General features: G+C 76.4%; 8 protein-coding genes. 5 read left to right on the top strand and 3 right to left on the bottom strand.

Translation table 11 applies throughout. From position 1 onward, the window contains the following. Positions 1-23 precede the first annotated feature (23 nt). Positions 24-1,046 (bottom strand): deoxyhypusine synthase family protein, encoded by a 1,023-nt coding sequence (locus ACOQFB_RS04975; RefSeq protein ID WP_059438724.1) that lies wholly within the window; start codon positions 1,044-1,046, stop codon positions 24-26. Between the two features lie 182 nt (positions 1,047-1,228). Between ACOQFB_RS04975 and ACOQFB_RS04970 the strand changes: the two genes are divergently transcribed. From ACOQFB_RS04970 to ACOQFB_RS04960, 3 genes are all read left to right on the top strand, one after another. Beyond that, positions 1,229-4,000: a M1 family metallopeptidase gene (locus tag ACOQFB_RS04970; RefSeq protein ID WP_421608933.1), complete on the top strand. Its 2,772-nt coding sequence runs from the start codon at positions 1,229-1,231 to the stop codon at positions 3,998-4,000. Positions 4,001-4,101: 101 nt separating this feature from the next. Then, positions 4,102-4,698, top strand: a complete 597-nt coding sequence (locus ACOQFB_RS04965) for a TetR/AcrR family transcriptional regulator (protein WP_421608836.1) — start codon at positions 4,102-4,104, stop codon at positions 4,696-4,698. A 32-nt stretch (positions 4,699-4,730) separates the two neighbouring features. Then, positions 4,731-5,693: an alpha/beta hydrolase gene (locus tag ACOQFB_RS04960; RefSeq protein ID WP_421608835.1), complete on the top strand. Its 963-nt coding sequence runs from the start codon at positions 4,731-4,733 to the stop codon at positions 5,691-5,693. Between the two features lie 16 nt (positions 5,694-5,709). Here the strand turns inward: ACOQFB_RS04960 and ACOQFB_RS04955 are convergent, their stop codons facing one another. Both ACOQFB_RS04955 and nifB read right to left on the bottom strand, forming a co-directional pair. Next, complete coding sequence (locus tag ACOQFB_RS04955) at positions 5,710-8,994, bottom strand: patatin-like phospholipase family protein (RefSeq protein ID WP_421608834.1); 3,285 nt, start codon at positions 8,992-8,994, stop codon at positions 5,710-5,712. A gap of 31 nt (positions 8,995-9,025) precedes the next feature. Then, complete coding sequence (nifB, locus tag ACOQFB_RS04950; protein ID WP_421608833.1) at positions 9,026-10,453, bottom strand: nitrogenase cofactor biosynthesis protein NifB; 1,428 nt, start codon at positions 10,451-10,453, stop codon at positions 9,026-9,028. Between the two features lie 305 nt (positions 10,454-10,758). On the opposite strand from nifB, the gene nifH reads away from it, so the two are divergent. Both nifH and nifD read left to right on the top strand, forming a co-directional pair. Next, positions 10,759-11,625, top strand: coding sequence for a nitrogenase iron protein (gene nifH / locus ACOQFB_RS04945; RefSeq protein WP_059436482.1), 867 nt, complete (start codon positions 10,759-10,761; stop codon positions 11,623-11,625). Between the two features lie 34 nt (positions 11,626-11,659). Further along, a complete protein-coding gene (nifD, locus tag ACOQFB_RS04940; protein WP_059436481.1) occupies positions 11,660-13,111 on the top strand; it encodes a nitrogenase molybdenum-iron protein alpha chain in 1,452 nt (483 codons plus the stop codon). Positions 13,112-13,148: the final 37 nt, after the last annotated feature.

The raw sequence follows: 13,148 nt of genomic DNA, 5'->3' as shown, positions 1-13,148 counted from the left end.
CCCCCCGTCCGCCAAAGCGGACGTCACTTCGCGAGCTTCGCGATGAGCGCGTTCGCCTCGGCGGGCGCGCGCTTGCACTCGAGCAGCGCGGTGAGCATCAGCGGCGCCACGATGGTGGCGTCGGACTCGACCACGAACATCGGCGTGTCCTGGGTGAGCTTGTCCCAGGTGATCTTCTCGTTGGGCGTCGCGCCGGAGTAGGAGCCGTACGACGTCGTCGAGTCGGAGATCTGGCAGAAGTAGGCCCAGGGCTTCACCGGCTCGCCCAGGTCGTACTTGATCGACGGCACCACGCAGATGGGGAAGTCGCCGGCGATGCCGCCGCCGATCTGGAAGAACCCCACGCCCTGGCCGGCCGACAGCTCCTTGTACTGGTCGTAGAAGGCGGCCATGTACTCGATGCCGGACTTCACGATCGACGGGCTGCACTCGCCGGTCTTCACGTGCGAGGCGAAGATGTTGCCGAACGTCGAGTCCTCGTGGCCGGGGACCACGATGGGCAGCTTCGCCCGCGCGGCGGCGAGCAGCCAGCAGGCCTCGGGATCGCCCTCGTAGAGGTCCGTCCCGATCGACTGGATCAGCTCGTAGAAGTACTCGTGCCAGAACCGGCGCTCGCCCTTCTCGGTGGCGCGCGTCCACATCGGGACGATGAACTTCTCGACCGCGCGGAACGCCTCGTCCTCCGGGATGCTGGTGTCGGTCACCCGGCGCATCCGGTCCTCGAGGATGCGGGTGTCGTCCGCCTTGGTGAGGTACCGGTAGTCGGGGAAGTCCTTGTAGCTGTGGTGCGCGACCAGCCGGAACAGCGACTCCTCCAGGTTCGCGCCGGTGACGGAGAACCCGTGGATGAGCCCGGCCCGGATGGCGGGCGCGAGCGTGAGGCCGAGCTGGGCCGAGGACATGGCGCCGGCGACGGCCCAGAACATCTTCCCGCCCGCCTCGACGTGCCGCCAGTAGGCGACGAGCGCGTCGCGGGTCTGGCGCGCGTTGAAGTTCTTGAAGTTCGTGAGGACGAACTCGAGGACGGGCAGCTCGGTCTTCGGCATCTCGGCACCTTTCCGTCGCGCCGTCGAGGCGCGCGCACTGCGATCCGGGCGCTCGTACCCGACTGCGCCCCGCCGATCAAGCCCGGCGTTCGTCCGGGGACCGGCGGCCGGCCGTCGAGGCGGTTCCCCGGCGCGCCGGGGCGGCGTATCGTCTCCGTCTCCGGAGGTGAACCGTGACGTCGATGCGCCGCGCCGCTCCGCCCCGGCTCCACCCCGCCCTCCTCGCAGCCGCCCTGCTGGCGCTCGCCTCGCGCGCGACCGCGGCGCCCGTGTCGCCGCCCGGCGCGGCGCCGGCCCCCCGGGACGCGCACCGGCCTCCGCTGCTGCAGCTCCCCGGCGAGGTGCGCCCGGTCCGCTACGCGCTCGACGTGGAGGTGCTGCCGGACCGCGAGGACGGGATCCGCGGCCGGGCCGAGATCGCGGTGGTGCTGGAGCGGTCCCTCGCCCGGATCTGGCTCCACGCGCGCGACCTCGCCGTGGCGGAGGTCACCGTCGAGGTCGCCGGCGGCCCCCGCGTGGCCGGACGGCTGACGCAGGTCCACCCCACGGGCGTCGCGCGGCTCGACCTGCCGCGGGCGGTGGGACCCGGGCCGGCGACGATCCGCCTCGCCTGGTCGGCGCGCTGGGGCCCCGGCACCGGCTCGTTCCGCGCGCGCGATGGCGACGCGTTCTACGCGTCCACGCAGTTCGAGGCCGTGGACGCCCGCCGCGCCTTCCCGTGCTTCGACGAGCCCCGGTTCAAGACGCCGTTCGAGGTGACGCTCACCGTTCCGGCCGGGCTGGTCGCGATCTCGAACGCCCCGGAGCAGGCCAGCGAGCCGGCCGCCGGCGGCCTCCGCCGCGTCCGCTTCTCGGCCACCCGCCCCATCCCCACCTACCTGGTGTTCTGGACGGTGGGCCCGTACGACGTCGTGGACGCGCCGGCGCCGGCGAACGGGGTCCGCAGGGCGCCGCTGCCGGTGCGCTACCTCGTCCCGCGGGGCCGCGCCGGCGACGCGGCGTTCGCGCGCGAGGCCGGGCAGGCGCTGCTCGCGGAGCTGGAGCGGTGGTTCGGGACGCCGTTCCCCTACCCGAAGCTCGACCACGTCGCCCTCCCGGGCTTCCCGCTCGCCATGGAGAACCCGGGCGCGATCTCCTACGTCGAGTCCGCGCTCCTGTTCGACCCGCGCCGGCAGGGCCCCGACGAGCGCCGGTCGATCGCGGACACCATGGCCCACGAGATGTCGCACCACTGGTTCGGCGACCTCGTGACGCTGCCGTGGTGGACGGAGATCTGGCTGAACGAGTCCTTCGCGCAGTGGATGGGGACGCGGGCGGTCCAGCGCTGGCAGCCGTCGTGGGGGGCGGACGTGGCCGCCGCGGCCGGGACGGCGCGGGCGATGCGCCAGGACGAGCTCGCGACCACCCGCGCCATCCTGAAGCCGCTCGAGCGCATCGAGGAGGTGGAGGGGCAGTTCGACGCGATGAGCTACCAGAAGGGCGCGGCGCTCCTCGGCATGATCGAGCGCTGGGTGGGCGAGGCGCCGTTCCGCGAGGGCGTCCGCCGCTACCTGGCGGCCCACGCGGACGGGACCGGCTCCACCGACGCGCTGCTCGCGGCCATCTCCGCGGCGGCCGGCCGCGACGTCGCCGGGCCGTTCCGGACGTTCCTCTCGCAGCCGGGGGTGCCGCGGGTGGAGGCCGCCGTCGACTGCGGGGGCCCCGGCGCACGGGTCCGACTCCGGCAGGCGCGGGCGCTGCCGCGCGGCTCCGCGGCCGCGCCGGGCGGCGCCTGGAGCATCCCGGTGTGCGTGCGCTACGAGGCCGCCGGCGCGGTGCGCGAGCGCTGCACGCTGCTGGACGAGGTCGAGGGGACGCTGGCGCTCCCCGAGGGCTGCCCGGCGTGGCTCATGCCCGACGCCGGCGCGGCGGGCTACTACGCGTGGGCGCTCGCGCCCGCCGACCTGGCGCGGCTGCGCGCGCGGGGGCTGGCGCGGCTCTCCACCCTGGAGCGGCTCTCCTACGCGCGGTCCGTCGCGGCGGCCGAGCGCGCCGGGGCGCTGCCGTACGCGGACGCGATGGACGCGCTCACCGCGCTGGCGCGCGACCGGCAGCCCGAGGTCGCCGCCGCGCCGATCGAGGCGCTCGAGCGCGCCCGCGAGTGGCTGGTGCCGGCGGCGGACCGGCCGGCGGTGGAGGCGCTGGCGCGCCGGCTCTACCGGCCCGTGCTCGCGCGGCTGGGCTGGGCGGCGCGGCCGGGGGAGTCGAGCGCCACGCGCGACCTCCGCGCCCGCGTGGTGCGCCTGCTCGCGTTCACGGGGCGCGATCCGGCGGTGCGGCGCGAGGCGGCGAGGCGGGGCGCGGCGTACGCCGGGGTGGCCGACGGGAAGCTCCACCCCGAGGCGGTGGATCCCGAGCTCGCGCCGATCGCGCTCGCGGTCGCGGTGCAGGACCTCGGTCCGCCGGCGTTCGAGGCCGTCCTCGCCCGCGCCCGCGGCGCGCCGGACCTGGCGACCCGCGAGCGGCTGCTCCCGGCGCTCGCCGCGGCGGACGATCCCGGCCTGGCGCGCCGCTTCGCCGCGGTGGTCGCAGGCGACGAGTTCCCGCTGCTCGAGCGCGTGGGCGCCGTCCTGGACCTGCACGCGGTGCGCGGCGACGCCGCCTTCGTCGCGCGCCGGCTGGCGCTGCTCGAGGACGAGGTGGACGCGTGGGCGGCGGGGCTCCCGCCGTACCTGGCCGCCCGCCTGCCGGCGGTCGCGCTCGGCGCCTGCTCCGGGGAGGACGCGGCGCGCGTCGAGGCGCTGTTCGCGGGGCGCGCGGCGGCGCTGCCGGGGGTGGAGCCGATGGTGGCGAGGGCGGTGGAGCAGATCCGCCTGTGCGCCGCGGGGCGGGAGGCCGACGCCCGGCCGGCGTCGGAGTGGTTCGCGCGTGCGGTCACGCGCGGCGCGCCGTCCCGGGCCCGAGGCCCGCGCTAGCCGCCGCGCCGGCGGGCGCCCGGCGCCGCCCGCGCCGCCCAGGTGGGGCCCGGGCGGATCCGGGCCTGGCACGAATCGAACGACCGTTCTATTTTGGCGGCATGGGCAAGGGCGCCGAGACGCGCGAGGCGATCCTCCACCGCGCCGTCCAGCTCGCCAGCGAGGTCGGGCTGGAGGGCGTGACCATCGGCCGGCTGGCCGAGGCCATGGACCTCTCCAAGAGCGGCCTGTTCGCCCACTTCCAGTCCAAGGAGTCGCTCCAGGTCGCGACCCTCGAGCACGCGGGCGCGCTGTTCGTCGAGGCGGTGATCCGGCCGGCCATGGCGGAGCCGCGCGGCGCCCCGCGCATCCGGGCCCTCGTCGAGCGGTGGCTGCGCTGGCCGGAGCTCGTCCCGCAGCCGGGCGGCTGCGTGTTCGTGCAGGCCGCGGTGGAGCTCGACGACCGCCCCGGCCCCGCCCGCGACCGGCTGGTCTCGATGGAGCGCGCGTGGCTCGGGACGCTCGCCCGCGTGGCGCGCGACGCCCGGGACGCCGGCCAGTTCCGGGCGGACCTGGACCCGGACCAGGTCGCGTTCGAGCTCCACGGGATCATGCTCTCCACCCACCACGCCTGGCGGCTCCTCGGCGATCGCCACGCCCGCCGGCGCGCCCGCGACGCCGTCGAACGGCTGCTGGCGGACTGCCGGCTGCCCACCTGACCACCCCCTCCCCCGCAGCGCCCGAGGTGTCCATGTCCCGCCCCGAAAATAGCACGAACGTTCGCTCTCCTGCCCGCCGCGCGCTCCGCGCCGGCTTCTCCGCGCTCTCGGGGGTGGCGCCGGGCCTCGCCGCCCGCGCCGCCGGCCGGCTGATCCTGACCCCGCCGCGTCACCCCGCCCCGCGGGCCGAGCGCGAGGCGCTGGCGCGCGCCGAGCCGCTGGCGCTCCCCGGCGGCGGCGGGGCGCTGCGGGCCTGGCGCCTCGGGTGCGGGCCGGCGGTGCTGCTGCTGCACGGGTGGGGCGGCCGCGCCGGCCAGCTCCTGCCGATCGCCGAGGCGCTCGCGGCGGCCGGGTGCAGCGCGGTCACCGTGGACGCGCCCGCCCACGGCGCGTCGCCGGGGTGCCTCGCGTCGATGATCCACTTCGCCGAGGCGGCGAGCGCGGCCGCCGCGGCGCTGGGCGCCCGCATGGCGGTCGGCCACTCGCTGGGCGGCTCCGCGGTGGTGCTCGCCATGATCCGCGGCCTGCGGCTCGACGCGGCGGTGGCGATCTCCCCGCCCCGCGGGCCGGCCGGGTTCGTGTCGCACGCGGCCGCCGAGCTGGGCGTCTCCGCCGCGGCGCTCGGCGCCGACATGGAGCGGCGCCTGGGCGTGTCGCCGGACGCGCTCGACCTGCCGCGGCTGGCGCCGCCGGGCGCGGCACCGCTCCTCGTCATCCACGACCCCGGCGACCGCGAGATCCCGTTCGCGGACGGCGCGGCGCTCGCCGAGGGCTGGCCCACCGCGCGGCTGCTCGCGACCGAGGGCCTGGGCCACCGCCGCATCCTGCGCGATCCCGGCGTGATCGCCGCGGTGGTCGCGCACGCGCGCGAGCGGCTGCCGCGCTGCGGCGGGTGCGGCCGGCTGGCGACGGCGGCCTCGCCCGAGCCGCGCTGCGACGGCTGCGCGATGGCGGACGACCTCTGGGACCGGGACCGTCGGCGGGCCGCGTCCTGAGCGGGCGCGGCGGCGGTCAGGGGCCCGACGGCCCCGCGCCGAGCGGGGAGAGCCAGTAGGCGAGGCCGTTCAGGTCCGCCACCGAGAGCGCCACGAACCAGCCCTGCGGCCCCGGCCGCGCGCCGGGCTCGCGCGCCCCGACGATCACCGCGAACCGATCCTGGACCGCGGCCAGCCGCGCCTCGACCCCCAGCCCGGAGGATCCGTCCCAGTCCGCCCACCACCGGGGCCCGGCGCCGAAGGAGACGCCGCGGGCGTGCCCGAGCACCACCACGCCGGCCGCGCTCGACCAGGTGTCGTGGCTGGCCCGGTAGCCGACCGGCTCCAGCGTGGAGGCGATGGTGAGCCAGCGCCGGAGGTGGAGCTCCGGCTCCAGCCAGGCCAGGGCGAAGCCGCCGCGCGACACGTCGAGCGAGACCCGGTACGGGACGAGGCGCGCCACCAGCGGCCGCCACGCCGCCTGCCCGGGAGGCGCCGAGGCCGGGAGCGTCGAGGGATCGAGCACGAGGCGCGGGGTCGGCCCGCGCTCGGCCTCGCGGCGGGAGAGCAGCTCGGCCGCGCCGAACGCGGAGATCATCGCGCCGGAGAGCGGGCCCGGGTCGGCGCCGGTGGCGGCGCGCTCGACGGCGAGCGCGCGACCCGCCAGCCGGTCGAGGGTGTCCGCCCACCAGGCGTCCTGATCGCGCATCGCGAGCCGCAGCCCCTCCGAGCCGGCCCGGTAGCCGTGGGCGGAGAGCGCGGCCAGGAACTCGCCGAACCCGAGCTCCGCCGGGCAGAGCGCCTCGGCGTCGCCGGGGCGGCACGGCACCCGCCGCGCGGTGAGCGCCTCCAGCGTGGCGAGGACCGGGTCGCCGGCCGGCGCGGGGCGAGGCGCCAGGCCGTCCAGCCAGCTCCAGCTCGGATCCTGCCGGAGCAGCTGCGCGCGCGTGGACCGGCCCATCCACGCGGCGAGCTCCAGCTCGGCGAGGCGCGCGACCACGTGGCTCGCGTACGGCGACGCGCGAACGCCCAGGAGGTCCACCGTCCGCCGCAGCGCCCGGCCGATGCAGCGCTGGCTCGCGGGGGCGGTGAGGTCCACCTCCGCGGGCCGCCCGCGCAGGCGGATCGGCCCGGCGTCGCCCGGCCCCGGCGCGGCGCCGGCGCACTCGGCCACCGCGATCGCGTGCGCCGCCTCGTAGACGCCCGCGTAGTAGTCGTAGCGGCGCAGCGGCCGGTCGAGGAAGCCGGCGAACCCCGAGAGCTGGGCGCCGGCGAGCGGCGCGAAGCGGCTCGGCGCCACCAGCCGGCGCTCCGTGGCGCCCCGATCGGCGAGCGCCACGGCGTCGGCGCGGAGCACGGCGACGCGCGCGGACAGCCCGAGGAGGCGGGTCCTCGCCTCCAGCACGCCCAGCACGCCGCGCCACGCTTCGATCATCGCCGGCGCGTCCCACTCGCCGCGCGCCAGCAGCTGCGAGGACGCGGCCACCGTCCCCTGGAGCGCGTCCACGTCGAGCCGCGCGCCCTCCGGCAGCGCCGCGAGGCGCGCGCGGGCGCCGCGCGCCTCGGCCGCCACCGCCGGGGGCGCCACCGCGGCCAGGCGCAGGAGCTGGGCGTCGAGCAGGTCGCCGAGCAGCAGGCTCGCCGCGTGCGTGAGGCCGTCGGAGCGCCGGATGGGCTCGAGGACCGCGGCGCGGAACCGGTGCAGCACCTCCTCCGGCAAGCCGCTCGCCGAGACGCGCTGCACCTCGTCGGCGAGGAACAGCAGCGCCGTCGCGACCAGCGTCGAGCGCTCCTCGAACGCCCCCGGGGCGCCGAGCGCCGAGGCGCGCAGCGCGGGCGACGCGGCCGCGGCCTCGCGGAGCAGCGCGGCGAGCCCGTCGGCGAGGCGGACCACCTCGGCCGGCGGAGGCGGGGCGTCGTGCGGGGCCGGCGCCGCGAGCGACAGCGCCGCCACCTCGCCCGCGCACGGCTCCGGGCCGCCGCCGGCCGGCGCCGCCGCGAGCCGGTCGATGCAGGCCGAGAGCGCGCGCCCGAACGCCGCCCGGCTCACGGCCGGCGGCGCCGTGCGGCCCGCGGCGGGCGGCCGTGGCGCGCGCTCCGGCGCGAACGCCGCCGACGACGTCGCGCTCAGCTCCGCGAACTCCGCCGCGACCTCGGCGAACTCCCGCAGGACGCGCTGGGTGGTCCGGTTCCAGCCGCTCGACCCGATGGCGCGCGAGAGCTCGGCGCTGCGCCCGGTGGCGAGCAGCCTCCCGAACAGCCGCAGGTGGCGGCCGAGCGTGAAGCGCTCCGGCGCGTCCGCGACCGCGTCCTCGGGCGGCGGCCGGAGGCGCCGCAGCTCCGGGTCCACCAGGAAGAAGACCACCGGGTGCAGCACGCTGCCCCCGCCGCCGGCGTCCACCAGGTCCACCGCCAGCCCGATGGGCGCGTTGTCGAAGACGCCGCCGTCCACGTAGTCGTGGCACTCCCCGGGCGCGCGCTCCCCCCGGGCGTCGGCCCGCTCGGGCGCGCACAGCCGCCGGGGCGCGAAGGCCATCGGCACCGCCGCCGACGCCAGCAGCGCGTCCTCGATCACCTGCGGCCGGAACGGCGCCGCGTCGCCGGCCGCGGGGACGCCGTCCAGCTCGAGCACGCTCTCCGACAGCTCGCCGGGCAGCAGCGGCTGGCGGCGCACGGCGACGGCGCCGTCCGGCGCCACCTCCAGGCGCCACGGGACGACGAGCCGCTGCGTCGAGGTGGTGAGCCCCGCCACGTCGCGCTGGCGCGGCTCGGCCTGCGTCACCGCGATCCCGAGCGGCACCCGGCAGCCGGGGCGGAAGGCCCCGGCCGCCTCCGGGCCGAACAGCGCCGAGCGGATCAGCGCGCCGGTCCGCTCCAGCGGCGCCGCGGACAGCAGGCCGTCCCCCGGCCGGTAACCCCGCGCCGAGCGCGGCAGCAGCTCGTCGAAGTCGAGGTGGATCCAGGCGCTCAGCAGCAGGTTCTCGTCCACGTCGCCGGCGCGCTCCGGCTGCGCGCACCAGGTCGCGGCGGCCAGGAGCGCGTTCACCGCGCCGGCGGACGTCCCGGTCACCGCCGCCAGCCGCGGCCGGAAGAGCGCCGCGAGCTCGCCCCTCCCTTCGCGGACCGCGGTGAGGTACCGGACCGTGGCCCAGGACAGGCCCGCCTCGTAGGCGCCCAGGCTGACCCCGCCGCTCACCGTGAACGCGACCAGGTCGTCGGGCCGCCCGCCCGCCTCGGCCGGCGCAGGCCCCTCGCCGCGCGCGCCCACCGGCGCCAGGATCGCGAGGCCGATGGCGACGACGGCGGCGCGGCGCGGGATCACCGCGCCACTCTGCGCGACCCACCGTGCACCGTCAACGCGCGCGCGCACCGCCCGCCACGAAGGCCTCGAACCAGCCGAGCACGGCGGCCTCGATGGGCTCCTGCGCCCGGTCCACGACCGGCGCGATGCCCGCCGCCTCGAGCCGCTCCCTCGGGCAGCTGCCGACGCGCGCGACCAGCACGGCCCTGCAGTCGCCGATCGCGCGCAGCGCCCCCTCCAGCACCTCCTCCTCGCCGGCGCCGCCGCGGCAGGTCCGCTCCACCCGCCGCACGCCCACCAGCCGCGCGCCGCCTCGATCCACGTCGTAGACCAGCAGCTCCTGCGCGTGGCCGAAGTGCTCGTTCACCAGGCCGCCGCCGCGCGTCGCGACCGCCACGCGGGCCCGGACGGCCGGGTCGATCCCCGCCACGCGGGCCAGCGCGTCCTGCCGCGCCGCCTCTGCGCGCGCGCGCACCCGCTCCGCCGCGGCCCGGTGGGCGGCCCGCACCTCCGCCGCGTCGCGCGCGGGCTCCGGCGGCAGGGCCGCGAGCGCGAACTCGGCGCCGCGGTCCTGGCCGATCAGCCCCACCGCGTCGGCGCGGCACTGCCGGCAGTGGCGCATCACCCGCCCGTCCGCGGCGCAGGCCCGCTGCACCGCCTCCAGCTCGGCGGCGGTGGGCCCGCGCTGGCCAGTGAGGCCGTACCGCGTCCCGTGCTCCGCGGCCGAGACGAGCGGCATCACGTTGTGGAGGAACACGCCCATCCCGCGGAGGCGCCGGCTCACCCCCGGCAGGTGCGCGTCGTTCACGCCCGGGATCACCACCGAGTTGACCTTGCAGAGGACGCGGCGGGCCACCAGGCGCTCGATGCCCTCGAGCTGGCGCTCGGAGAGGATCCGCGACGCCTCGGCCCCGCGCACCCGGCGCCCCTTCCAGACGATCCAGGGGTGGATCCGCTCGCCCACCGCCGGGTCCACCATGTTCACGGTGACCGTGACGTGCCGGACCTCCAGCGCGGCCAGGCGATCGACGTGATCGGGCAGCGCCAGGCCGTTGGTGGAGAGGCACGGGGTCAGGTCCGGCAGCTCGCGGCGGAGCCGCTCCAGCACCGCGAAGGTCGGCGCCGGGTTCGCCAGCGGATCGCCCGGCCCCGCGATGCCCACCACCGAGAGCTGCGGCACGGCGGCCGCCACGGCGTGGATCTTGGCGAGCGCCTGGTCCGGCGTGAGCCGCTCGGAGACCACGCCGGGGCGGCTCTCGTTGGCGCAGTCGTACTTCCGGTTGCAGTAGTGGCACTGGATGTTGCAGCCGGGCGCGACCGCGACGTGCATCCGCGCGAAGTGGTGGTGCGCCTCCTCGCTGTAGCAGGGGTGCTGGCGCACGCGCGCCGCGACGTCGGCGGGCAGCGCGCGGGCGGCGGGGGGCGGGCGGGAGCAGCCCGCGGGGGCGTCTTCGGCGTAGCAGGTGAACGCGGAGCGCATCGTGCGCGCCGGCAGTGCACCGGGCGTTCCACGCCGGCGCCGCCTGCGCAGCGGACGATCGCCGGCGCCGCGGGAGCGCGATGTCGCGTCCCGAACCCGCCCGTGTCCGGTTCCGGCCACGGCGGGGTCCGGAACCCGACAAGCCCGGGCGCCCCTCCGGCGTGGGCGGCGCGGAACGCACGCCCGCGGCCGCTTCCGCGCCCCGCCGCCGGCTGGCCCGCCGCTCGCAATGCGGCAGGCCACCGGCCGACGCTCACCGCGACCGGGGCCGGTCGCCGCCAGGCGACCACGGGAACGGAGACGACATGAGGCAGATCGCAATCTACGGGAAGGGCGGCATCGGCAAGTCCACCACCACGCAGAACACGGTGGCGGGCCTCGCCTCGCTCGGCAAGAAGGTGATGATCGTCGGCTGCGATCCGAAGGCCGACTCGACCCGGCTCATCCTCCACGCGAAGGCGCAGGCCACCGTGATGGACCTGGTGCGCGAGCGCGGCACCGTCGAGGACCTCGAGCTCGGGGACGTGATGAAGGTCGGCTTCGGCGCCGTGAAGTGCGTCGAGTCCGGCGGCCCGGAGCCGGGGGTCGGCTGCGCGGGCCGCGGCGTCATCACGGCCATCAACTTCCTGGAGGAGCAGGGCGCGTACACCCCGGACCTCGACTTCGTCTTCTACGACGTGCTCGGCGACGTGGTGTGCGGCGGGTTCGCCATGCCCATCCGCGAGAACAAGGCCGAGGAGATCTACATCGTGTGCTCCGGCGAGATGATGGCCATGTACGCGGCCAACAACATCGCCCGCGGCATCCTCAAGTACGCCTCGTCCGGCAAGGTCCGGCTGGCGGGCCTCATCTGCAACAGCCGCAAGACCGATCGCGAGTACGAGCTCATCGACGCGCTCGCGAAGCGCCTCGGCACGCAGATGATCCACTTCGTGCCGCGCGACAACGAGGTCCAGCGCGCCGAGCTGCGCCGCATGACGGTCATCGAGTACGCGCCGCAGCACCCGCAGGCGGACGAGTACCGCGAGCTGGCGCGCAAGATCGCCGAGAACAGGATGCTGGTGGTCCCGAAGCCGCTGGAGATGGAGGAGCTCGAGGACCTGCTGCTCGAGTACGGGATCATGGCCCCCGAGGACGAGTCGAAGGTCGGCAAGGCCGCCGCGGTCGCGTAGGCCAGGCACGCAGGACGCACGGAGGGATCGCACCATGGCGGACGACGTGAAGGTGAAGACGGTCGAGGGCATCACCCGGGAGTCCACGCAGGCGATGATCGACGAGGCGCTCGCGCGCTACCCGGAGAAGGGGCGGAAGAAGCGCGCCCCGCACCTCGCGCCCAACGATCCCTCCGCGTGCTCGACCTGCGTGAAGTCGAACCGGAAGACGGTCCCCGGCGTGATGAGCGCGCGCGGCTGCGCCTACGCCGGGGCCAAGGGCGTGGTGTGGGGGCCGATCCGCGACATGGCCCACGTCTCCCACGGGCCGGTGGGCTGCGGCTGGTACTCGTGGGGGACCCGCCGCAACCTCATGTCCGGCAGGAACGGCGTCACCCAGTTCGCCATGCAGATGACGTCCGACTTCCAGGAGAAGGACATCGTCTACGGCGGCGACAAGAAGCTGGCGGTGCTGCTGAAGGAGGTGAAGGAGCTGTTCCCGCTCGCGAAGGGCATCTCGGTGCTGTCCGAGTGCCCGGTCGGCCTCATCGGCGACGACATCAACGCGGTCGCGAAGAAGATGTCGGCCGAGCTGGACCTGCCGGTCGTGCCGTGCAACTGCGAGGGCTTCCGCGGCGTCTCGCAGTCGCTCGGGCACCACATCTCCAACGACACCATCCGCGACTACGTCATCGAGACCCGCACCTTCGGCGAGCCCGCCGGCCCGTACGACGTCGCGCTGATCGGCGACTACAACATCGGCGGCGACGTCTGGAGCGCGCGGGCCCTGCTCGAGGAGATCGGCCTGAACGTGAAGGCCACCTGGACCGGCGACGGCGAGCTCGAGCGCATCGCGGCCACCCACCAGGTGAAGCTGAACCTCATCCACTGCTACCGGTCCATGAACTACATGTGCCGGGTCATGGAGGAGAAGTACGGGATCCCCTGGCTGGAGTTCAACTTCTTCGGCCCGACCAAGATCGCCGAGAGCCTGCGCAGGATCGCCGAGCGCTTCGACGACCGCATCAAGGAGAGCGTCGAGCAGGTGATCGCCCGGCATGAGGTGGAGACGAGGCAGGTCATCGACACCTACCGGCCGCGCCTCGAGGGCAAGAAGGTGATGCTGTACGTCGGCGGCCTCCGCCCGCGCCACACGGTCGGCGCCTACGAGGACCTGGGGATGCAGGTGGTCGGCTCGGGCTACGAGTTCGCCCACTCCGACGACTACGACCGCACGCAGCCGGAGATGCCCGACGCCACCGTCATCTACGACGACGCGTCCGAGGCCGAGCTGGAGCACTTCGTGAGCCGGCTGAAGCCCGACCTGGTCGCGTCCGGCATCAAGGAAAAGTACGTCTTCCAGAAGATGGGCCTGCCGTTCCGGCAGATGCACAGCTGGGACTACTCCGGCCCGTACCACGCCTACCAGGGCTTCCCGGTCTTCGCCCGCGACATCGACATGGCCATCAACAGCCCGACCTGGAAGCTCGTGAAGGCGCCGTTCTAGCCGGCGTTCCCCGCACCACCCGCGATCACGCAGCGCA

The sequence above is a fragment of the Anaeromyxobacter sp. Red801 genome, assembly GCF_049201065.2.
Lineage (GTDB): Bacteria > Myxococcota > Myxococcia > Myxococcales > Anaeromyxobacteraceae > Anaeromyxobacter.
Note: the sequence above shows the minus strand (reverse complement) of the source record. Positions and strands in the feature narration are given on the sequence as shown.